Source organism: Leifsonia xyli subsp. xyli str. CTCB07 (genome assembly GCF_000007665.1).
GTDB classification, from domain to species: Bacteria; Actinomycetota; Actinomycetes; order Actinomycetales; family Microbacteriaceae; genus Leifsonia; species Leifsonia xyli_C.
This window is the reverse complement of sequence record NC_006087.1, coordinates 284,305-305,914: the sequence shown is the minus strand read 5'-3', so window position 1 is coordinate 305,914 and position 21,610 is coordinate 284,305. Positions and strand designations below refer to the sequence as shown.

The following is a 21,610-nucleotide window of genomic DNA, read 5'->3' as shown; positions in this document are numbered from 1 at the left end:
GCTGAGGGGTCGTGCCTCGCGCGCCCGAGCTTGCTCCGGCCAGGCTCATCGGGTACACCCCAATCCGGTGAACTCCGTTCGTGCGAGCGCCGCTTCCGCACAGACCGCGTTCACCACACCGGTCATCGCCACTCTCCTCTCGGCCGGGGTTCTCACCGAGCGCTCATACTTGACTGTCCCGCCCATCCTTCTGCGCACATCCATCCTTCTCAGCCTGTTCGTCCTTCGGTCCGGCCACGGCGCCGGTCAGCCCGCGACCGTGCCTCTGCTAAACCAGTGTCGCCTCGCACGGGTCCCATCCCTCGGGGAGAGCCGGAGCCACCTTGACGATACTCTCAATCTCGACGGGGACACCGGACTCGCCCGCCTCGATGGTCGCCGCCATCACGTCGAGGACGTGGTATGCCTGCTCGCCGGAAGCGCGCTCAGGCACCTCCGCCCGAATGGCACGAGCGAGTTCGACGACGCCGATTCCACGCGAAGCAGTGGAGCCGGTCGCGGGAACGGTCTCGACACCGTCAGCACCGTGGACGAGGAGGTCGCCCTCGAACGTGTTGGGGTCGGGAACGGCCACCGTGGCATCGACACCGGCAACCTCGAAGAGGGTCCGGCCGAGCTTAGAGTCGAAGGAGAAAATGGCTTGCGCCGTCTGTCCGCTGACGAACTCGTACAGCGCACTGACGTGCGTCGGCACGGTGACCTCGAACGACTCGCCGGCGCGCGGGCCGGAGCCGATCACGCGCGAGGGTTTGGCCCGGGAAGCCGCGGCGCTCACTCGACGAATCGGTCCGAACAACTGGACGAGAGCCGTCAGGTAGTAGGGTCCAATGTCGAAGAGCGGGCCCGCCCCCTCCTGGAACAGGAAGTCGGGGTTCGGGTGCCACGACTCCGGCCCCGGGCTCTGCATGAGCGTCAGCGCGGTGAGCGGCACGCCGATCGCCCCGCTCTCCACCAGGCGGCGGGCCGACTGGATGCCGGCGCCGAGGAAGGTGTCCGGAGCGGTCGCGACGCGCAAGCCCTTGGCGTTCGACGCAGCGAGCAGCTGTTTTCCGCTCACGCGGTCGAGGGCGAACGGCTTTTCGCTCCACACATGTTTGCCAGCCTCAAGCGCCTGCAGGGCGACGGCGACATGGACCTTCGGAATGGTGAGGTTCACGACGATCTCGATGCTGTCGTCCACCAGCAGCTCGGCGACCGAACCGGCTCCCGGGACGCCGTTCTTCTCGGCCTGGACATGGGCACGCTCCTCATCGATGTCCGCGACGAAGCGCACATCAAGATCCGGAAAGGAGGTGAGGTTCTCCAGGTACTGGTCGCTGATGACGCCCGCGCCGATGACGCCGACGCCAACCACGCCGCCGCTCACGCGAGGCCCTTTTCGGTGAGGAAGGCGTAGCTGTCTGCGACAGCCTGGAAGCGGTCGCCCCGGGAATCGTCGAGCTCGATGACCCGCAGGGCGCCGGGAGCGGCGGCGATGATCTGCTCGATCGGGAGGGAGCCGTGGCCGACCGCGACCTGATCTTTGGTCTCCGTGGTGCCGGGGCCATCTTTGACGTGCAGCGCGACCACACGGTCGCCGAGCGCGGGGAGCAGAGTCACGGGATCGTGGCCACCGACGGTGACCCAGTAGGTGTCGACCTCGAGCACAACCTCCGGGGCGAGCAGACCGGCGAAGTACTCGAGGGCACTGACGCCCTCAATGGTGCTCTCCAGTTCGTGGGCATGGTTGTGGTAACCGACGCGGACACCGTGACGGGCAGCGATCTCGACCGCGGCGTTGAGCTGGTCGGCCGTCGCGGCGACCTGGGCCGCGGTCTGCCAGCGCTCAGCCGGGACATACGGGTCGATGACGGTCTGGATGCCGAGCTCCGCGGCGGCCGCGAACACCTCGTCCACATCACCGCCGATGAAACCCTGGTGGGCGGTGGGGGCGGCGAGCCCGGCCCCGATGAGGCCCTGCCGCAGCTTCTCCCCGAAAGAAAGGAACGCGAAGGGCTCGACCTGGGTGAAGCCGATCTCGGTGATGCGGCCCAGCGTTGCGACCATGTCCTCGGTCAGAAGCTCACGGACCGTATAGAGCTGCACGGAGAGTTTTGACGTCGACACTTTTCTCCTCGTCGAGTTTTGTTGTGGTGATATAGCGCGTGATGCGCTGAGATCCATTCAAGCCGGACTTTTGCCGGATGTCAATCAAAAGTCACCGGAATTCTGACATTCTTTGGATCGCCCGGCAGCGGTGTGGTTCAATACCTGTCATGACCGACAGCCCTCGCGAGCCCGGCATCGTCGCTACGGACGCCGCGGACCTGCTGGCGATCCTGCGCGACGGCATCCCGCGCACCCGGGCACAGCTCGCCGAACTCACCGGTCTCGCCCGCTCGACCATCGCGGTGCGCATCGACAGCCTCACCGCCGCGGGCCTGGTCGCACCGGCCGGCGACGACGTCTCGACCGGTGGCCGGCCGCCGGCGCGCATCCGGTTCAACCCCGGATCGCGCGTGGCCATCGCCATCGATCTGGGCGCGACCCACGGCGTCGTCGCTCTGGCAGACCTAGCCGGCAACATCATGACGAGCGAGTCGCAGCGGCTGCTGATCTCTGACGGGCCGGAGGCGGTGCTCGACTGGGCGATCGCGAGCGCGAAGCGTCTGTACGCGGCGACCGGACGGCCGCCGGACGACCTCATCGGCATAGGGATCGGCGTGCCCGGGCCGGTCGAGCACTCCACGGGCCTGCCTGTCAACCCGCCGATCATGGCCGGCTGGGACCGTTTCGGCATCCCGGCCTACGTCCGCCGCGTCTTCGATGTGCCGGTGCTGGTCGACAACGATGTGAACCTGCTCGCGCTCGGCGAACACGCGCTGATCTGGCCGGACCAGACGGACATCCTGTTCGTCAAGGTGGCGACGGGCATCGGCGCCGGGATCATCAGCGGCGGACGCCTGCAGCGGGGAGCGCAGGGCTCCGCGGGCGACCTCAGCCATGTGCGGGTGCCGTTCGGCATCGAGACCCCGAGCCACGGTGCGCAGGAAGCCGACCTCGAGGCGCTCGCCAGCGGTCCAGCGATCGCGCGTACGCTGACGGCGGCGGGCGTCCCCGCCGACTCCAGCGACGACGTCGTCGCACTCGCGCGCACCGGCAGCCCCGCCGTTCTTCAGGCGATCCGCCAGGCCGGCCGCGACCTCGGCGAGGTCATCGCGACCTGCGTCAACCTTCTGAACCCCTCCCTCGTCATCGTCGGCGGCAGCCTGTCTCGCGTCGGCGAGCAGTTGCTCGCCGGAGTTCGCGAAGTCGTCTACCACCGCTCCACTCCGCTCGCCACGCAGCACCTCACGATCACGCAGTCCCGCTCCGGCGAGACCGGCGGAGCGATCGGCGCCGCGATCATGGTGATCCAGCACGCGCTGGACCCGGAGACCGCCAGCGCGCGGTCTTTCTCCTCCCGCTGACCGCTTTCGCACCGGCGGCGAGGAGCGCCGGGCGTCGAAGGAATCGACCCACCGCCCACCCGGACCCACCCCACACCGTCACCCCCTGAAAGGACAGCCGTGACCACCGCATCCCACCCCCTCCGCGCCGGCGTCGTCGGCCTCGGCTGGGCCGGCCAGCAGCACATGGACGCCTACGCGGCCCTGCCGGGCGCCAAACTCGTCGCCATCGCCGGCATGGAGGACGGCCCGCGCGCCGAACTCGGCGACAAATACGGCATCGCCCGCCGGTACAGCGACTGGCGCGAGCTCGTCGCGGACGGGAACCTCGATGTCGTGAGCGTCGCCGTCCCGACCTTCCTGCACGCCCCGATCGCGATCGGGGCGCTGGACGCCGGCATCCACGTCCTCAGCGAGAAGCCGATCGCCCGCACGGCCACCGAAGCGCAGGGGATGGTGGACGCCGCCCACCGCTCCGGTCGCGTGCTCGAGGTCGCCTTCAACCACCGCCGGCGCGGCGACATCGAAGCGCTCAAGGCCGCGATCGACGACGGGAGGATCGGCCGGCCGTATCACGCGCGCGCGAGCTGGCTGCGGCGCTCTGGCATCCCGGCACTCGGAAGCTGGTTCACCAATCGCGAGATGGCCGGCGGAGGTCCGCTGATCGACATCGGCGTACACGTGCTCGACTACGCGCTGTATCTCTTCGGCGAGCCGCGAGTGACCGCGGTCTCGGCGGTCACCCACTCCGAACTCGGCGTGCGCGGCCGTGGCGGCTCGGCCTCCGACCGTCGGAACGTGGGTTCGGCCTACGAGGTCGAAGACCTGGCGAGCCTGCTGCTGCGCCTGGAGGGCGGCGGCTCGATCATCGTGGAGACAAGCTGGGCGGCCTACCGTCCCGCCGGCGACGAGTTCGGGATCACGCTGTACGGCACCGAGGGCGGCGCCGACCTGCGGGTCAAGGACTACGCGCCTACGGGTGAGCTGACCCTCTTCTCCGGCGAGGGCGAGGAGTCCGAGGACGTCTCGATCACCGCCGACGCGGGCCGCGGGCACCTGGCCGTCGTGGAGACTTTCCTCGAGCACGTCGCCGACCGGGCCAACTGGTCGCAGTGGGACGGTTCGCTCGCGCTGGAGCGCGCCCGCGTCATCGACGCCGCCTACGAGTCCGCCCGCCTCAGCACCGAGGTGAGGCTGACACCCGCAAGCCCGGGACGCGAGGATCCCGCCACCGCCACCGCCACCGCCACCGCCACCAAGGGAGCCTGAGCGATGACGCTGCGTGTCACCGTCTGGAACGAGGGCGTCCACGAGACCACCCAGCCCGAGATCGCCGCCATCTACCCCGACGGCATCCACAGGGCTATCGCCACCGGCCTGAGCGAACTGCTGGGCGATGCGGTCCTGGTGCGCACCGCGACGCTCGCCGACCCCGAGCACGGCCTGAGCGAACAAGTGCTCGCTGAGACCGATGTGCTGCTCTGGTGGGGGCACATCGCGCACGACCAGGTCACCGACGCGGTGGTCGAACGGGTGCGCGAGCATGTCCTCGGCGGGATGGGCCTGATCGTGCTGCATTCCGGCCACTTCTCGAAGATCTTCACCCGGATGCTCGGCACGACCTGCTCGCTGCGCTGGCGCAACCTGGAGGGCGGCGAGCGCGAGCTGGTGTGGAATGTGAACCCGGCGCACCCGATCGCCGAGGGCGTCGAGCAGCCGATCGTGATCGAGGCTCAGGAGATGTACGGGGAGTTCTTCGACATCCCCGCGCCCGATGACCTGGTGTTCATCAGCTCGTTCACCGGCGGAGAGGTGTTCCGCTCCGGAGTGACCTTCACACGCGGTCGCGGGAAGATCTTCTATTTCTCCCCGGGGGATCAGGAGTACCCGGTGTACTTCCACCCGCAGGTTCGCCGTGTGCTCGCCAACGGCGTGCGCTGGGCCGCACCCTCGCCGGGAGCCCGCCGTGCGCCGGCGGTCTCGAACCCGCAACCGGTCTGAAGGCGTGGCCGGCCGGCTGTTCATCCGGCCGGCCACGCGTCTCATTTGACCGCACCAGCGGTCAGCCCGGCCACGAAATTCCGCTGGAGAAGCAGGAACGCCACGACGACCGGGATGCTGACGACGAGCGATGCCGCCATGATCTGGTTCCAGTAGACGTTCGTCTGGGTGGAATAGAATTGCAGGCCGACCGCGAGCGTGCGGTTCTCGGCGCTGGTCATGACCGAGGCGAACAGCACCTCTCCCCACGCGGTCATGAAGCTGTAGATGGCGACCGCGACCACCCCCGGGCGGGCGGCGGGGAGGACGACGCCGAAAAGTGTGCGCAGCGGACCGCAGCCTTCCATCGTCGCCGCTTCGTCGAGGTCGCGCGGGATACCGTCGAAGTAGCCCGCCAGCATCCAGATCGCGAAGGGCAGCGAGAATGTGAGGTACGTGATCACAAGTCCCCAGTGCGTCCCGACGAGCTGAATCCCGACCGCCTGGTTGAGGTTCACGAAGATGAGGAACAGCGGCAGCAGGAACAGGACCCCGGGGAACATCTGTGTCGAGAGCACCGTCGTCGTGAACAGCGTGCGCCCGCGGAAGCGGTAGCGCGACACGGCGTACGCGGCGAAGATCGCGATCAGCACGCTGAAGAACGTGGCCGCGCTCGACACGATGAGGCTGTTGACGAAGTACGACGCGAGCGGCACGGTCGACCACATAATCGACGAACGGCTGGACGGTGATGGTCGTCGGCCACCAGGCGAAGGCGCTCTGTACACCTTCGAGCGGCTTGAGAGCAGACGTCACCATGACGTAGACCGGCACGATCGTGAAGAGTGCGAGCAGGGTGAGGGTCGCGACGCGGAAGACGCGCGACCCGACGGTGTCATGCATCCGGGGACCTCCGATTCGTGCGGGCGAAGTAGACGCCGCTGACCGCAAGGAGGAATAGCAGCAGGAGCACGCTCATCGCCGCGCCCGAGCCGAAGTTCCAGGTCAGGAACGACGAGTTGTAGATGTGGAACGAGATCAGGTCGCCCGCGGGCGGCTGCGCCGAGCCGAACAGGATGAACGGTGTGTTGAAGTCGTTGAACGTCCAGAGGAACATCACCAGCACCAGCACCAGGTTCACCGGGCGCAGCATGGGCAGCGTGATCGAGCGCCACTGCCGGAACGGTGAGGCGCCGTCGACCGCTGACGCCTCGTACACATCGGCCGGGACCGACTGGATGCCCGCCATGAGCATGAGGAAGGCGAACGGCCACAGCTTCCAGATCGCCGTGACGACGACCGCGAGGAAGGCGTTGTCGCCGATGAGCCAGAACGGCTTGTCGGACATCCAGCCGAGCGTGTCCACGAGGATGTGGTTGACCGCGCCGCTCTAGCGCTGGAACATGAACTTCCACGCGATCACAGCCGCGTAGGCCGGCAATGCTTACGGGATGAGGAAGAGCGTGCGCAGGACGGCGCGCCCGCGGAAGGAGCGCTGCAACGCGACGGCCGCAGCCGTCCCGAACCCCCAGGACAGCCCGACCACGAGCACCGTGAAGGCACAGGTGATCGCGAACGAGCGGAGCAGTCCGGCGCCGACCGCGCCGTTCACGTCGAGCGCGACAGCGTAATTGGCGAATCCGACGAACGGCGCCTCACCCCAGTTGGCGACGAAGAACTTGGTGAGTTTGAGCAGGCTGATCCAGACGCCGGTGAGCATCGGGACGAGGTGGATGCCGAACTCGAAGACGAGCGCGGGAGCGAGGAGCGCGAGCGGCAGCCAGCGGTGCGCGAAGACGCCGCCGGGACGGGCCTGTCGAGCGGGCCTCGCGGGGCGCAGCGGCGCCGGGGCGGGAAGCAGTGGTCATGACAAGACTCCTGTGACGATCGGCGGACGCGCGGGGAGGAAGGATGGTGGCTCCCCGCGCGTCCTGTCGGTCAGCCCAGCGACGCGGCGACGTCGTCCTGGGCGGTCTGAAGGGCCTTCTTCACGTCATCCCGCCTCACCGTGGAACCGGTGGCGATGCGCGCGAAGAGGTCGTTCATGGCTTTGCCGACGGTGGCCTCGTACTGGTCCTCGGCGGGGACGAGCGGCAGCGGTTTCGCCATCGTTTCGTAGACCCGCTGGAACACCGCCGCCTGCGCCGGATCGCCTTTGAAGGCCGGCTCCATGCCCGTGAGCACCGGAAGCGTGGAGTACTCGGCGCCGAGACGGGCCTGCACTTTCTCGCTGGTAAGGTAGTCGACCAGCTTGAGCGCGGCGTCCTTGTGCTTGGTGTTCTTGAACACCGAGACGTTGATCCCAGCGACATGGCTGGCGATCGGCTTAGCGCCGGCGGGCGCCGGGAACGGGACGACGCCGAACGCGTCGGCCGCCACCCCGTTGGCGAGGACGGTCGAGCTGGCGTTGTTCTGCATGATCATCATCGCCGCTTCGCCGCGCGCGAAGACGCTGACGGACTCGGCCGTGTTGGCTTTCTGGGCATCCGCGGGGTCGACGATCCGCGCCGACTGCATGAGATCGAGGTAGCGCAGCACGCCGTCGACCACCGCGTCGTCCGCGAACGTGGGCCGACCGGACTTGTCGAACAGGTCGGCGCCGTTCTGGGCGGCGTCGATGAACGCGAAATGCGAATTGGTGGTGTATGCGCCGGCCGTGAGCACAAGGCCGTGGACGCCACCCGCCGTGAGCTTCTTTCCGGCGGCGATCAGCTCCTCCCAGCTCGCCGGCGGCTCGAGTCCCGCGTCGGCGAACATCTTCTTGTTGTAGTAGAGGCCGTATGCCAAGCCGTACAGGGGGACGCTCGTGGGGGGTCTCGCCCGCGGCCCCACCGGTCTGAAACGCGGTCGGGACGAATTTCTCAGCGCCCCCGATCGCTTTCAGCTCAGCGTCGCCGAGAGGGAGGAAAGCGCCGGTCGCTTGGAGGGAAGCCGCCCAGGTGTTGCCGATGTTGGTGACATCCGGCCCCTGACCGGAGGTGACGGCGGTCTGCAGACGGGTCTGCATGTCGTTCCAGCCGATCACTTCCAATGTGACCGCGATGCCGGTCTCCTTCTCGAAATCGGCGAGCACCGGCGCGAGGGTCTCCTTGTCGCTGTCGAGGCTCGTGCCCTGGTTCGTGGCCCAGTAGCTGAGGATGGTGCCGGACCCGGAGTCCGAGCCTGATCCGCCGGGGGAGCAGGCACTCGCTCCGAGCGCCAGAGCCGTCGCCAGTGCGACCGCCATCCCGATCCGAGCGGGCCGGGAACTGCGTGGGGGTCTCATGAACAGGGTCCTTTCGTCGTCATCGGCCGTCGGGGCGCACGAGCGGAGCGGGGAGTCGCCCGTGCGCCCCTGGACCCCAGGCTTGAATGCCTGAGGTTATTTAACCTTAGAGATACTTATGCCTAATGTCAAGCAAAAGTCACCTGATGGGCGACGGTATACATGTGTGCTGGGAACGGCGGCCGGCGAAACGCCCCGCCAGCTCGGCGCCGCAGGCGTGGGCTGAAGGCGGAGCCCGCCCGGTCGCGGCAGAATGGTCGGATGTTCGACCGCTCCACCGCATCCGCCACAGCGGACCTCTACCGTCCGCTCGTCCTGGCGGGCAGCGACCGGCGGGCCTCCGCCCCCGCTCCCCGCGCGGTCGTCCCGGCCGTTCCCGGAGCGGAAGGCCACCTCGCCCGCATCGTCGCCTCCTCGAGCGACCACGTCGGCTGGCTGCGCGCGCGCAGCCGCGGAATCACGGCGACCGACGTGGCCAAACTGTCGACCCCCCGCTCGCTCCGCGCGGCTGCACGCGAGAAGCTCAACGGCTCCGGGTTCTCGGGCAACGTGTTCACCCAGCAAGGCCGGGTGCGGGAGCCGGAGATCGCGGCGTGGGTGGCCGCGACACACGGCATCCAGCCCTCTGACCTGCTGTTCCACGCCGAGCGCGACCGCCGGCACCTGGCGACGCCGGACGAGGTCGCGCTCCGCGAAGGGGGCCGGATCGAGCTGGCCAAGATCAAGACGACGAACAAGCCGTTCCGCAGCGTCCCGCGCCACTACCTGCGGCAGATCTGGTGGCAGCAGTACGTGCTGGGCGCCGAGCGCACGCTGTTCGTCTGGGAGCAGCACGACGGGTTCGTGCCGGTACACGACGAGCCGACCTGCCGGTGGGTGGATCGCGACGATGCGGAGATCGCGCGCCTGCTCGCGCTGGCCGGCGATCTCATCGAACTGCTGCGGCAGGCGACCGCACCAGCCGCCGCTCCGGTGGCAGCCGCCCCCGCGATGGCCTGGAGCCGCACCGGCGACAGCGAATAGACGGCACAAGGTCTGGATCGGCCGGTGGTTCTGCCGCAACGCTCTCCGGTGGATGAGGCCACGGCAGGGTTCTGCCCCGGGGTATCCGAAACAGACTGTTCACACCGGGTGGCACCGGCGTAACACCGGCGAAGCATTGCCGGGTTTGACTAGAAACAGCCGGCCCAGGAAACGCGGTGGCCGACGAACGAGGGGATGACGAATGCCGAACACCATGCGAGCCGCACTGCTCGACGCAGCGGGCGGCCCCGGCTCGCTCCGCATCGGCGAGACACCTGCCCCCGATCGCGTCAACGCGGAGTTCCTGATCAAGGTCGTCGCCGCCGGGGTCAACCCCATCGACGTCAAGACACGGGCAGGAACCGGTGTCTTCGGCGCCATCCGGAGTTTTCCCGCCGTGCTGGGCTACGACTTCAGCGGCATCGTCGTCGAATCGCCGTTCGACGCGCATCCCCTCCGCCCGGGCGACGAGGTGTTCGGGATGGCGATGGTTCCACGCTTCGGCGGCAGCTACGCCGAATACGTGTCGGCGCCGAGCCTGAGCGTCGTCCGCAAGCCCGCCACCCTCTCCCACATCGAGGCCGCAGCCGCGCCACTCGCTGCCCTCACCGCGTGGGGCATGGTGATCGAGGTCGCCCGGGCGCACGAGGGACAGCGGATGCTCATCCACGCCGGCAGCGACGGGGTCGGCCATTTCGCCGTCCAGTTCGCCGCCTACTTCGGCGCGACCGTCATCGCGACCGCCTCCGGCGCGAACACGGCCTGGCTGCGCAGCCTCGGCGCCGCCCAGGTCATCGACTACACCACGATGCGGTTCGAGGAGGTGGTCTCCGACGTGGATGTCGTAATCGACCTGGTCGGCAACGTCCTCGACGACACCGGCGCCCGCTCCCTCGGCGTTCTGCGCCCAGGCGGCCTCATCGTGAACGCGCCGACCGGCAGCTGGCCCGGTATCGCCGAGGATGCCGCGGCGGCCGGCGTGCGCGGAACCGGCTACCGCGTCGCACCGGACGGAAGCACGCTGGCGGTCATCGCGCGGCTTCTGGAGTCGGGGAGCGTGCGGGTACACGTCGACGCGATCTACCCCTTGGAGCAGATCGCGGAGGCGCACCGCGCGGTGGAGAGCGGGCACACGCGTGGAAAGGTCGTCGTGAAGGTGGCGGAGGGGTAGGCGTCGCAAGCCCGTTCGACACGAACGGCCGGCCGCAGCGTTTCGCGGACAGACTCAGTGGAAGTGCGCCAGCTGCTTGAACAGCTCGAATGAGACGCCGCCAAGACCGGTGACGAGGTCGTAGCCCTTCTCTGTCTTCAGCCCCTGGTCCTGATCGAACGACACCAAGTACGTGTAGCCGTTCGCCGAATCCGTGTGTACCAGAGCCTGCGGCGGGTTCTGCGGGAGGACATCCTGGAAGACGCTGGGTAGGACGCGGTTGAGGGCGTAGAGCGCCGGGTTCGCGAACCCGATGGTGGCGCCGATCGCCTGCTGCGCGAGGGCGACGTGGGCAGCGACGAGCGGGGTGGCCACCGAGGTTCCACCCCGGGACTCGGTCTTGTAGGGGCCGGTCTCGAGGGTGTCATCGTTGATGATCGGGCGGTAGCCGATCTGGAACCCCATGAACGGGTCGGCCAGCCCAGAGATGTCCGGAGAGGCGCGGTGGCCCTTGCTCAGCGACAGCGGAACAATGCCGCGCTGGTAATCCGGCGCTGTGAAAATCGTGGAGGCGCCCCCGCCGGCGCCGCCATAGAAGTACGGCCCGGGCGGCGTCTGATCGAGCACGAGGCTTCCATCGGTGTTCTTCATGATCAGGTCTTCCCTATTGCCCCAGCCGGTCTCCCACATGCGGCGGCCGTCCTTGTCGATTGCAAGGCTCGTCCCGCCCACCGCAATGGCCAACGGCGAGGAAGTGGGGAATCCCACCGATGGCGCCTCAGAAGGGGAGGAGTTGTCGCCGTAGTCGCCGCTCGCGTAGTAAAGGCCGATGCCCTCGCCAGCCGCCTGCAGCTCCAGGTTGACCTGGCGCTGGAAGCTGCCAGACGAATAGGTCTTCTCGTCAAAGCCGTAGGAGTTGCTGACGATGTTCGCGAGCTTGTTGTCCAGGATCTTGGACATCGCGAGATCCACGCCGGCAGAGCAGTTCGTGGCGCCGACATAGAGGATGCGCGCACCCGGGGCGATGGCATGCACCGTCTCGATATCGACCGTCTGCTCAGTCTGCGGTACGCTCGGCGATCCGCACTTACCCTCACCCACATCGGTGAACTCGCTCAGTTTCGGAACGATCTGGTGGTAGGTGGCGGCGGTCAGGCCGGGCTCGCCGTTCCGCAGCGAGTAGCTGTTGGCATCCCGCACGAGCATTGGGCTGGCATACACGCTGAGGACCACGACTGTCTGGCCGCTGCCGTTGATGCCGCGGGCGGACAGGCTGGACAGATCGTACGCACTCCGCAGCTGCTTCGGCGTATACCCGAAGAGGTCGGTGCTGTACTTCGTCTGGCCGTTGTAGGCGGCCGGTGCCGTCACAATGTGCTCGCCGAAGTAGCGCGAGCACGGCGTGTCGATGACGGGGGCGTCCTGAGCGGGGCCCTCTGAGTAGCCTCGGTGCGCAGCTGGGACTCGTTCGACGACCGGGGCCCGTCCGGACTGAGCAGGTTGGGGCGCGTGAGCATGCGCGACTGGTCCAGACTCACACCGGCGACCTCCGCCCCGATGCGCGACGGCAGCGACGGCGCCGAAGCGGGCGCGACGACCTGCATACCCTTGAGCTTAAACGCATGCAGCGACGTCTTGAAGGTCGAGTTGAACTGGGAGGGGGCGCCGCGGAAGACCACGTACTCACGGCTCGCCGGAACCCCGGTTATGGTGAGCCCCGAAGCCTTCAGATAGCCGACCACCGTGTCCCACAACCGCCTGGGGCGCTGAAAAGCGCTGGATCCACTGCGTGGGCGTCAGCGGCTTCCGATAACCGGGAAGGCCGGGAGTCGACACTTGCTTGGCGAGCTCTTCCGCGCCCTTCTGATCGCGCAGCGGAAAGGAGATCTCCCCTTCTAACGTCTGATCTGCCGGTGCGGCTCCGGGCATCGTTCCGGGTGCTGGCCCAGGACGGCACGGAATTGGCGTAGGCCACCCAGTCGGTGGCGTTCGCCGCGGAGGTGCCTGTCAAAGAAAAAGCTGCCACGGCGACCGTGGCAGCGATGATACTGAGTGCCCTCGTGCGAGGGGCGGGGGTAATGCGAGGTGTCATAAAAACATTCCTTCGCTCGGACGGACCCGATTGCGACCCGGCGTGCGGTGCGCGCCGGGTCGATGGTAAACCAGTCCCCGCCACCTCCACAAGTGGGGTAGACAGGTTGTTCCAATCACCCCGTGAACGTGCGCAGCGTCCGCCGATGCCGAAGGGGCCGGCCCGGCGTGTGCCGGTCCGGCCCCTTCCATGACTCCGAAGCGCCGATGAGCGCCGCGGGAAAATCAGATCGCGTTGACGTCCAGCGGGATGCCCGGGCCGAACGTGGTCGACACAGCGCCCTTCTGGATGTAGCGGCCCTTCGCGGCGGACGGCTTGAGCCGGACGACCTCGTCGAGAGCCACTTTGATATTGTCGTTCAGCTGGTCGGCGGTGAAACCCGCCTTCCCGACGACGAAGTGTACGTTGGCGTGCTTGTCGACGCGGAACTCGATCTTGCCGCCCTTGATGTCGAAGACAGCCTTCGCGACGTCCGGGGTCACGGTTCCGGTCTTCGGGTTCGGCATGAGGCCGCGCGGGCCGAGCACCTTGCCGAGACGACCGACCTGGCCCATGAGCTCCGGGGTGGAGACGGCCGAGTCGAAGTCGGTGTAGCCGCCGGCAACCTTCTCGATCAGGTCGGACCCGCCGACCTCGTCCGCACCCGCGGCGATGGCGGCCTCGGCGGCCGGACCCGTCGCGAACACGATGACGCGGGCGGTCTTACCGGTGCCGTGCGGGAGGATGACCGTGCCGCGCACCATCTGGTCCGCCTTGCGCGGGTCGACGCCGAGCTTCAGCGCGACCTCGACGGTCGAGTTGAACTTGGCGGAACCAGTCTCCTTCGCCAGGGCGACGGCCTCGGTCGGGGTGTAGTACTTTCCGGCCTCGATCTTCTCGGCCGCGGCCCGGTAGGCCTTGGACTTCTGTGCCATGTTTTTCTCCTTAACGAGAATGTGGTGCGAGCCTGGCCGGCTCTTCCACGAAAGTGTGCTGAGTGATCGGGGCCTTACGCCTCGACGGTGATGCCCATCGAGCGGGCGGTTCCGGCGATGATCTTGGAGGCCGCGTCGATGTCGTTGGCGTTCAGGTCGACCATCTTCTGCTCGGCGATGGCGCGCACCTGCTCCTGGGTCAGCTTGCCAACCTTGGTGGTGTGCGGCACGCCGGAGCCCTTGGCGACGCCGGCCGCCTTCTTGATGAGCTCGGCCGCGGGCGGGGTCTTCAGGACGAACGTGAACGAACGGTCCTCGTAGACGGTGATCTCGACCGGGATGACGTTGCCGCGCTGCGACTCGGTCGCCGCGTTGTACGCCTTGCAGAACTCCATGATGTTCACGCCGTGCTGACCCAGGGCCGGGCCGATCGGCGGGGCAGGGTTCGCGGCGCCGGCGTTGATCTGAAGCTTGATCAGACCGGTGACCTTCTTCTTCGGTGCCATGTCTCTTCCTTCTTTGTGTGTTCGAGCCGGTGGGCCGGGGCCCGCGTCGCTCTCCCGGTTTCTCGGCCCTTCCGAGACCCGGTGTTCTGTAAGTCTGTGGTGGTCAGCGCGCTGAGCGAGTCAGAGCTTGGTGACCTGGTCGAAGCTCAGCTCGACCGGGGTCTCGCGCTCGAAGAGCGAGACGAGGACGGTGAGCTTGCCGCTCTCCGGCTTGATCTCGCTGATCGAACCGGGCAGGCCCGCGAAGGAGCCTTCCTTGATCGTAATGGTCTCGCCGATCTCGAAGTCGACCTCGGCCGGGATGACGCGCGCGGCGGCCTTCTGACCCTTGGCAGCGCCCTTGGCCGGGGCCGCGTCCACCTGAACGAGGCTCTTCAGCATCGAAAAGGCCTCCTCGAAGCGCAACGGGGTCGGGTTGTGCGCGTTGCCCACGAAGCCGGTGACGCCGGGCGTGTGGCGCACGACCGACCAGCTGTCCTCGTTGAGGTCCATGCGCACGAGCACGTAGCCCGGGATGCGCACGCGGTTGACCATCTTGCGCTGGCCGTTCTTGATCTCGACCACGTCCTCCATCGGGACCTGGACCTCGTAGATGTAGTCCTCCATGTTCATCGAAACCATGCGGTTCTCGATGTTGGACTTCACTCGGCGCTCGAATCCGGCGTAGGAGTGGATGACGTACCACTTACCGATCTTGCCGCGGAGCTCGGCGCGGAACTCCTCGTAAGGGTCGGTGGCGAGTTCGTCCTCGTCCGGGACGGCCTCCTGAGCGACTTCGGCCTCTTCTGCGACTTCGACCTCTTGGGCGGAGTCGACCTCGAGCGCCTCGTCGACAGCGCGGTCGGCCTCGGGATCGACGGCCTCGGCCATTGCGTCCAGAACCGCGTCCAGGTCAACCTCGCTACCGTCCTCGGCGACGATGTGGAGAGCCTCACGTTCGGCGGCGTCGACCGACTGCTCATCGCCGGCCAGGACATTGCCGGTCTGCGCCTCGTCGTCTTCGGAGGACTGCTCGGCAGCGGTCGCCCAGTCCACGTCATCGCGATTCGTCTCAGACACTGAATTCATTCCATTTCTTTCGGGGAGGGCGGAGCCCGTTCCGGCAGGCGGTCTAGGCCGGGTTGCCGAAGACCCAGACCAAGCCCAGACCGAAGATCCAGTCCAGGAGCGACACCAGGGCCATCATGATCACCACGAAGACGAGCACGACTCCCGTGTAGCTCACGAGTTCCTTGCGCGTCGGAGTGACGACCTTCTTCAGCTCGCCGATGACCTGCCGGATGAACAGGGCGATCCGCGCGAAAGGATTGCGCCGCGCGGCGCGATCCCTCTTCGCGTTGGCGACGATTTCCTCGCTCGGTTCGTCGATTACCTTTCGGACCACCTCGTTACACCTTTCGTGGACCGGCATCAGGATGCCGGCTTGCAGGGCGGACAGGAATCGAACCTGCAACCTGCGGTTTTGGAGACCGCTGCTCTGCCAATTGAGCTACCGCCCTAGGGAGTCGCCCGCGGCTTCTCCGCGAACTCCTCGAGCAAGGCTAGCAGGGTGGTACTGCCCTCGTCTGCATTCCAAAAAAGGGCGCGGAAAAGCTTAGCGGATTCAACCACTTCCTCCAGTGTACGGGACGGTCTCGGCCCCGCAAAATGGGCCGGACGGCCGTGGACCGCCCCTTTCGCGCCCTGACGTTGCGGTGGATACGGGAAAGACGCGTAAAGCTCCTCCACAAGCCGGTGCGTTCCCCGAGTCCTCCACAGATCCGGGCGCAGGGGGACGGGAGCCGGAGGCCTCTGGAACGATAGCTCCATGAGCACCACCGGCACAGCCTTCCCCGCCGCATCGACCCACGCCCGTGCGCTGGAACACCTGCGCGACCTCGTGGGCCGGCCAGACGCGACTTCCACGACGGGCAGTACGAGGCTGTCTCGGCGCTGGTGGACGAGCGGCGGCGCGCTCTCGTCGTCCAGCGCACGGGATGGGGGAAGTCGGCGGTCTACTTCGTCGCGACACTGCTGCTGCGCGAGCGCGGAGCCGGGCCGACCATCCTGGTCTCCCCCGCTGCTGGCACTGATGCGAGACCAGGTCTCCGCGGCCGGGCGGGCCGGAGTGCTGGCGCTCACGATCAACTCGGCGAACCGGCACGAGTGGGAGGACGTGATCGCACGGCTTCGCGAAGACACAGTGGATGTGCTGCTCGTCTCCCCCGAGCGGCTCAACAATCCGGAGTTCCGTGACCGGCACCTGCCCACGCTCGTCTCGCGGGCGGGTCTGGTGGTCATCGACGAGGCTCATTGCATCTCGGACTGGGGGCACGACTTCCGTCCCTACTACCGGCGGCTACGGGAAATCGTGACAGCGCTCCCCACGGAGGTCCCGGTGCTGGCGACCACCGCGACCGCCAACGAGCGGGTCATGGCGGATGTCGCCGAACAGCTCGGCGGGGCGGCGTCGGGGCGGGACGAGGTGATGACCATCCGCGGTCCGCTCGCCCGGCGATCCCTGCGGCTGGGGGTTCTCACCCTGCCCGATGCGACCGCTCGGCTGGCCTGGCTGGTGAGCAATCTGAACGCACTGCCCGGGAGCGGCATCGTGTACACGCTGACGGTGTCGGCCGCGGAAGACACCGCGCGCGTCCTCCGTCAGGCCGGGCACGAGGTACACGCGTACACCGGGCAGACCGACACCGCCGAGCGCGAAGAGTTAGAGGACCGGCTCAAACGCAACGACGTGAAAGCGCTCGTGGCGACCAGCGCGCTCGGGATGGGCTTCGACAAGCCGGACCTCGGGTTCGTCGTCCACCTCGGGGCGCCCTCCTCGCCGGTGGCCTACTATCAGCAGGTGGGGCGCGCGGGGCGCGCGACGGAGAACGCCGATGTGCTGCTGCTGCCGGGCCCGGAGGACAGAGCGATCTGGCAGTACTTCGCCACCGCCTCCATGCCGTTGGAGGAGAAAGCGGTCACCCTGCTGGCGGCGCTGACCGAAGCGGCCCAGTCGACGCGGGCGCTCGAGACCCGGGTCGACCTGAAGACATCCACAACTCGAACTGCTGCTGAAGGTCCTGGACGTGGACGGAACGGTCCGCCGCGTCTCCGGCGGCTGGGTGTCCACCGGCCGGCCGTGGGCCTAAGCCCGCGAACGCTACGAACGCATCGCGGCGGCACGCGAGGCGGAGCAGCGCGCGATGATCGACTACGAGCGCACGGACGGCTGCCGCATGCAGTTCCTCCAGCTGGCGCTGGACGATCCCGGGGCCGAGCCCTGCGAATGCTGCGATTCCTGCGCCGGAGCCTGGTATCCGGCGGCGATCGCGGACGAGGCCACCGGATCGGTCTCAGCGGCTCTGAACCGGGCGGGATTCGCCGTGGAACCACGGCAGCTCTGGCCGACGGGCGCAGACCGTCTCAGCGTCCCAGTGAAGGGCCGCATCCCAGCCGGCGAACAGGTGGCGCCGGGCCGCGCGCTCGCCCGTCTGACCGATCTGGGATGGGGCGGACGTCTGCGGGAGCTCCTGGCTCCCGATGCCCCGGACGCGCCGTGTCCGCCAGATGTCGTGGAGGCGTGCGTCTCCGTCCTGAGCGAGTGGGGATGGGAACGCCGGCCGGACACGGTCGTCTCTGCGCCATCGCGGCGGCGGCCGGTGTTCACGGCGTCCCTGGCACAGGCGCTGGCCGAGATCGGGCGTCTGCCCTCTCTCGGGGCTCTCGGGATGCGCAGGGCCGCCACCGCCAGCGGCCCGGCGGGAACAGCGCTTTCCGGCTCTCCGGCGTGTGGGAGGCCTTCGACGCGCGCGAGCTGGCGCTTCCGGCTGGTGGGGTGGTGCTGCTCGTGGACGACATGATCGACAGCCGATGGACGATCACGGTGGCCGGCCGCGAACTACACCGGGCCGGGGCGAGCGTAGTGCTGCCGTTTTCTGCGGCGTTGCGGGAATGAGGTGACGTGCTCGCGCCAGGAAAGTGAGACCCATGTGAGCATGACGGCCTCAGAGCACCGGGAACGCCCGGCTTCCTCCCGTGCGGGGGCGCTACAGGAAGTCGCCGCCGAAGCCACCGCCATCCCAGCCACCGCCGCCGCCACCGCCCCAGTCACCGGAGTCACCGCCCCAGCCGGCGTCGGCGCTGGCGGTCTCAACGCCGGCATCGCCCGAGCCCGTGTCCGTAGCGGTGCCGTCTCCCCCCGAACCGTCTCCCCCAGAGCCGTCTTCCGCGGTCCCGTCCGCAGCCTGATCTGCACCCGGGGTGGGCAGGAAGGTGCTCACCAGAGCCGACCCGATGACATATCCGGCGACGCTTCCGAGGAGCGATGTGGCGAGCATGCCGCCGAAGCCCATCCCGCTGGCGGCGCCGACGCCGCCGCCCGATCCGCCGAGCGAGCGTTCAAGGGTGCCCGGCTGGCGCAGTTCGGAGCGGGTCGCCGCCTGAGCGAGGGAGCGGGGGTCGTCTCCGCGCGGCCGCTCGCCGGCGGGAGCGCCCTCGCTGAGCTGCTGGAAGAGAAGCCGGCGCTGGTCGGCGGTCAGCCGGGCGAAGGCTTCCTCGTGGACCTGCTCGATGGTCTCGGGCGGAGCCGTTCGGAGAAGATAGCGGTAGCGCTCGACCGCGATCTCATCGTCGCTGCGGGCGGGCGGCTGAGGGGCGTTCCGGGCGTACGCATTCGAGCCGTGTGTACTCTGGCTGTCTGCGTTCCAGCCCTCTGCGCTCTGCGGGGCGTCACGGCGCGGTTCCTCGCGCCCGAGAAGTCGATCGAGGAATCCCATGAATCGAGCGTAGAGAGCGCGTGTGAGAGTTGTCTCAAAGCGCGCCCGGCATCCCCTTAGAGGGTGAGGCCGACCAACACCGGCTCGGGGTGGAGCACGACACCGAAGTCCGCCTGCACGCGGCCCCGGACGAACGAGGCGAGCTGGGCGACGTCGGCGGCGGTGGCGGCGCCGCGGTTGACGATCGCGAGCGTGTGCTTGGACGAGATCGCGGCTCCCGAGCCGGGGAGCGCGAAACCGCTGCGGATGCCGGCGTTCTCGATGAGCCAGGCGGCGGAGAGCTTGGCCTCGTAGGGGCCAGCGGCGAACGGGGGCACGTCCAGCGGATGGACGCCCTCGGGGCCGAGGCTGAGGATGGTGTCCGGCTCGGGCGGGCCGAGAGACCAGCGGGGAGCGTCCGAAGGGAGAGCGCGCGCGACGTTCTCCGAGACGATCGGGTTGGTGAAGAAGCTGCCCGCGCTCACGGAGTCCGGGTCAGCGGGGTCGAGCACCATGCCCTTGGACGCGCGCAGCGCGAGAACAGCACGCCGCAGCTCGTCGACGGAGACACGCGAGCCGAGCGGGACGGCGAGGGCGTCCGCGAGCTGAGCGTAAGCGATCGGGGCGCTCAGCGAGGCGCCGACACCGCCGGGGACGGAATGGTCGGCGAGTTCGAGGTCCACCGAGAGAACCACGCCGGCCATCCCTCGCTTCAGCGCAGATGTCCGGTAGCCGAGGCCGAGCTCCGCGCGCGCAAGCGTGTACACCTCGCCGGTGAGGTAGTCGAGGAACTCGACACCGATCAGCGCCGACTCGATCTCCTGGCCGTACGCGCCGATGTTCTGCACGGGCGCGGCCCCGGTGGAGCCCGGGATGCCGGAGAGCGCCTCGATGCCCGCCCAGCCGTTGCGGACCGTCAGGGCGACCAACGCATCCCACGGCTCACCGGCCTGCACCCGGAGACGGATGCGGCCCTTCTCGGCGGCGAGCCGCTCGACACCGCGGGTGACGATGCGCAGAACAGTCCCCTCGAAACCGTCGTCCGCGGCGATGGTGTTCGAGCCGCCGCCGAGTAGGAGCCACTCGTCGCCGGTGCTCCAGACTTCCCGGGCGGTGGCGACCAGAGCATCTCGATCGGCCGGCTCGAGCAGGCGCTCGGGCGTCCCGCCGACACGCATCGTGGTGAGGGCGGAGAGAGCGGGCGGGTCGGTCACATCGGGTCCTGATCTGGGTCGGCGGCGAGCGGGCTCAGGCGAGGCAGACCCGGACCTGCGCCTTGCCCAGCACGGTCTCCCCGTTGAAGGTGGTGGTCAGGTCGACGCGGACGACACGCGCCTCCGCCTCCAGCTGCCCGATCTTGGCGGTCACCGAGACGGTCGCACCCTCGGCGGGATCGACGACGATCGGGCGAGTGAACCGCACCTGATAGTCGGCGACGCGGGCGGGGTCGCCGGCCCAGTCCACAACCGGCTGAACCGAGAGGCCCATCGTCAGCATCCCGTGAGCGATCACGCCCGGCAGGCCGACCGCCGCGGCGATGTCGTCACGGTAGTGGATGGGGTTGAAGTCGCCGGATGCGCCCGCGTAGCGCACCAGCGAGTCGCGGGAGAGGTCGACGGCGCGCTCGGCGACGACATCGCCGACGGCCAAGGTGTCGAAATCGGGGGTGGCCATCACTCGTCTCCTCGCACGACCAGGGTGGAGATCGCGGTGACGACGTGCTCGCCGCCCGCATCCACGATCATGGACTCGGCGGTCACCATCGAGTGAGCACCGAGAGACTTCACGGAGGTGACGGTCATCGTCGCGGTCAGCTGGTCTCCGGCGACGACGGCGCGCGTGTAGGTGAAGCGCTGATCGCCGTGGACCACCCGGCTGAAGTCGATGCCAGCCTCCGGGTCGGCGAGGAGCTGCTGAAGGGTGTACTCCTGCACAACGATCGGGAAGGTGGGCGGTCCGACGAGGTCGGCGTGGCCCGCGGCGCGGGCCGCCTCCACATCGAAGCTGATCGGATTCGTCGCGAAGACGGCGCTCGCGAACTCGCGGATTTTCTCGCGGGCCACGAGATACGGCGGGGTGGGCGGATAGCTGCGCCCCGGGAGCGCTGGATTCACTGGCACCATCCGATTCTATGGGGAGCCGGGCCGGAATCGAAGGGGCGACGGGCGGATGCCCCGAACGCGGAGAGCCCCCGACTGCCTGTGGCGGCCGGAGGCTCTCGAAGCTTTGGTGAGCGGACTACTGGCAGCTGTCGCACTGCAGCATGTCCATCGGGTCCACGGGAACCGAGTAGCCGCCAACGCTGTCGTTTTCCTCACCCATGATGGCCTCCCCTTGCTGTCTCGGTGTCGCCGCTGTTTGCGATACTTGCCCACTATATAACCCGAATGACACGAATGTCATTCCACTACATGTAGTGGTTGGGGACTTTTGCGCGGGATGTCCCGAGAGGCCCGGGATTACGCGGGACCACCGGCGCCCGCGAAACCTCCGGAGGGAGCAGCGCGGCGTGTCGCGCG

At 68.2% G+C, this 21,610-nt stretch carries 22 protein-coding genes, 1 tRNA gene and 2 pseudogenes; 6 read left to right on the top strand and 19 right to left on the bottom strand.

Translation table 11 applies throughout. The annotated features are described in order from the left end of the window. Positions 1-268 precede the first annotated feature (268 nt). Positions 269-1,366: a Gfo/Idh/MocA family protein gene (locus LXX_RS01450; protein ID WP_011185331.1), complete on the bottom strand. Its 1,098-nt coding sequence runs from the start codon at positions 1,364-1,366 to the stop codon at positions 269-271. Continuing rightward, positions 1,363-2,085 carry a sugar phosphate isomerase/epimerase family protein gene (locus LXX_RS01445; protein ID WP_041768055.1) on the bottom strand — a complete coding sequence of 241 codons (723 nt, stop codon included), beginning with the start codon at positions 2,083-2,085 and terminating at the stop codon, positions 1,363-1,365. Before LXX_RS01445 ends, LXX_RS01450 begins: the two co-directional genes overlap by 4 nt. A gap of 170 nt (positions 2,086-2,255) precedes the next feature. On the opposite strand from LXX_RS01445, the gene LXX_RS01440 reads away from it, so the two are divergent. The 3 genes from LXX_RS01440 (at position 2,256) to LXX_RS01430 (ending at position 5,429) form a co-directional block, all read left to right on the top strand. Next, on the top strand, positions 2,256-3,449 hold the full coding sequence (locus tag LXX_RS01440) for an ROK family transcriptional regulator (protein WP_011185329.1): 1,194 nt from the start codon (positions 2,256-2,258) through the stop codon (positions 3,447-3,449). 165 nt (positions 3,450-3,614) lie between these two features. Then, positions 3,615-4,697, top strand: coding sequence for a Gfo/Idh/MocA family protein (locus LXX_RS01435; protein ID WP_141692903.1), 1,083 nt, complete (start codon positions 3,615-3,617; stop codon positions 4,695-4,697). Between the two features lie 3 nt (positions 4,698-4,700). Beyond that, positions 4,701-5,429, top strand: coding sequence for a ThuA domain-containing protein (locus LXX_RS01430; RefSeq protein ID WP_011185327.1), 729 nt, complete (start codon positions 4,701-4,703; stop codon positions 5,427-5,429). A gap of 41 nt (positions 5,430-5,470) precedes the next feature. Here LXX_RS01430 and LXX_RS01425 read toward each other — a convergent pair whose 3' ends face one another. The 5 genes and pseudogenes from LXX_RS01425 to LXX_RS16070 all read right to left on the bottom strand — a co-directional run. After that, the gene (locus tag LXX_RS01425; RefSeq protein ID WP_223227685.1) at positions 5,471-6,136 is read right to left on the bottom strand and encodes a carbohydrate ABC transporter permease; all 666 of its coding nucleotides are present in this window, start codon (positions 6,134-6,136) and stop codon (positions 5,471-5,473) included. 167 nt (positions 6,137-6,303) lie between these two features. Further along, the gene (locus tag LXX_RS15155) at positions 6,304-6,774 is read right to left on the bottom strand and encodes a carbohydrate ABC transporter permease (RefSeq protein ID WP_223227684.1); all 471 of its coding nucleotides are present in this window, start codon (positions 6,772-6,774) and stop codon (positions 6,304-6,306) included. 78 nt (positions 6,775-6,852) lie between these two features. Then, the gene (locus LXX_RS15150) at positions 6,853-7,128 is read right to left on the bottom strand and encodes a hypothetical protein (protein ID WP_223227683.1); all 276 of its coding nucleotides are present in this window, start codon (positions 7,126-7,128) and stop codon (positions 6,853-6,855) included. 218 nt (positions 7,129-7,346) lie between these two features. Continuing rightward, positions 7,347-8,195 carry an extracellular solute-binding protein gene (locus LXX_RS01415; protein ID WP_256030914.1) on the bottom strand — a complete coding sequence of 283 codons (849 nt, stop codon included), beginning with the start codon at positions 8,193-8,195 and terminating at the stop codon, positions 7,347-7,349. 109 nt (positions 8,196-8,304) lie between these two features. After that, positions 8,305-8,634 (bottom strand): annotated as a pseudogene (locus LXX_RS16070) (extracellular solute-binding protein); the annotation flags it as partial. Between the two features lie 300 nt (positions 8,635-8,934). Here LXX_RS16070 and LXX_RS01410 point away from each other — a divergent pair. Next, entirely contained in the window at positions 8,935-9,696 is a 762-nt protein-coding gene (locus LXX_RS01410) for a YqaJ viral recombinase family protein (protein WP_011185326.1), read from the top strand. 202 nt (positions 9,697-9,898) lie between these two features. Then, a complete protein-coding gene (locus LXX_RS01405; RefSeq protein WP_011185325.1) occupies positions 9,899-10,867 on the top strand; it encodes an NADP-dependent oxidoreductase in 969 nt (322 codons plus the stop codon). 54 nt (positions 10,868-10,921) lie between these two features. Here the strand turns inward: LXX_RS01405 and LXX_RS01400 are convergent, their stop codons facing one another. The 8 genes from LXX_RS01400 to LXX_RS01375 form a co-directional block, all read right to left on the bottom strand. Then, positions 10,922-12,217: a S53 family peptidase gene (locus tag LXX_RS01400; RefSeq protein ID WP_223227682.1), complete on the bottom strand. Its 1,296-nt coding sequence runs from the start codon at positions 12,215-12,217 to the stop codon at positions 10,922-10,924. After that, positions 12,214-12,588, bottom strand: a complete 375-nt coding sequence (locus LXX_RS15145; protein WP_011185324.1) for a protease pro-enzyme activation domain-containing protein — start codon at positions 12,586-12,588, stop codon at positions 12,214-12,216. Before LXX_RS15145 ends, LXX_RS01400 begins: the two co-directional genes overlap by 4 nt. Beyond that, positions 12,530-12,775, bottom strand: a complete 246-nt coding sequence (locus LXX_RS16480; protein ID WP_370558459.1) for a protease pro-enzyme activation domain-containing protein — start codon at positions 12,773-12,775, stop codon at positions 12,530-12,532. Before LXX_RS16480 ends, LXX_RS15145 begins: the two co-directional genes overlap by 59 nt. A 387-nt stretch (positions 12,776-13,162) precedes the next feature. Then, positions 13,163-13,852 carry a 50S ribosomal protein L1 gene (rplA, locus tag LXX_RS01395; protein WP_011185323.1) on the bottom strand — a complete coding sequence of 230 codons (690 nt, stop codon included), beginning with the start codon at positions 13,850-13,852 and terminating at the stop codon, positions 13,163-13,165. Positions 13,853-13,926: 74 nt separating this feature from the next. Next, on the bottom strand, positions 13,927-14,358 hold the full coding sequence (gene rplK / locus LXX_RS01390; RefSeq protein ID WP_011185322.1) for a 50S ribosomal protein L11: 432 nt from the start codon (positions 14,356-14,358) through the stop codon (positions 13,927-13,929). Between the two features lie 120 nt (positions 14,359-14,478). Further along, positions 14,479-15,417, bottom strand: coding sequence for a transcription termination/antitermination protein NusG (gene nusG / locus LXX_RS01385; RefSeq protein WP_041766965.1), 939 nt, complete (start codon positions 15,415-15,417; stop codon positions 14,479-14,481). 52 nt (positions 15,418-15,469) lie between these two features. Then, on the bottom strand, positions 15,470-15,742 hold the full coding sequence (secE, locus tag LXX_RS01380; protein WP_011185320.1) for a preprotein translocase subunit SecE: 273 nt from the start codon (positions 15,740-15,742) through the stop codon (positions 15,470-15,472). A 42-nt stretch (positions 15,743-15,784) separates the two neighbouring features. Continuing rightward, positions 15,785-15,857 (bottom strand) — tRNA-Trp (locus tag LXX_RS01375). Between the two features lie 308 nt (positions 15,858-16,165). Between LXX_RS01375 and LXX_RS01370 the strand changes: the two are divergent. After that, positions 16,166-18,292: pseudogene (locus LXX_RS01370) on the top strand (RecQ family ATP-dependent DNA helicase). Positions 18,293-18,383: 91 nt separating this feature from the next. Here LXX_RS01370 and LXX_RS01365 read toward each other — a convergent pair. From LXX_RS01365 to LXX_RS01350, 4 genes are read right to left on the bottom strand one after another with little or no spacing between them, the layout of a single operon-like run. Continuing rightward, positions 18,384-19,112 carry a hypothetical protein gene (locus LXX_RS01365; protein ID WP_011185319.1) on the bottom strand — a complete coding sequence of 243 codons (729 nt, stop codon included), beginning with the start codon at positions 19,110-19,112 and terminating at the stop codon, positions 18,384-18,386. Positions 19,113-19,168: 56 nt separating this feature from the next. Continuing rightward, a complete protein-coding gene (locus LXX_RS01360) occupies positions 19,169-20,305 on the bottom strand; it encodes a UDP-N-acetylmuramate dehydrogenase (RefSeq protein WP_011185318.1) in 1,137 nt (378 codons plus the stop codon). A 34-nt stretch (positions 20,306-20,339) separates the two neighbouring features. After that, positions 20,340-20,765 carry a MaoC family dehydratase gene (locus tag LXX_RS01355; protein WP_041766963.1) on the bottom strand — a complete coding sequence of 142 codons (426 nt, stop codon included), beginning with the start codon at positions 20,763-20,765 and terminating at the stop codon, positions 20,340-20,342. Beyond that, positions 20,765-21,211 (bottom strand): MaoC family dehydratase N-terminal domain-containing protein, encoded by a 447-nt coding sequence (locus tag LXX_RS01350; RefSeq protein ID WP_041768051.1) that lies wholly within the window; start codon positions 21,209-21,211, stop codon positions 20,765-20,767. Before LXX_RS01350 ends, LXX_RS01355 begins: the two co-directional genes overlap by 1 nt. Positions 21,212-21,610: the final 399 nt, after the last annotated feature.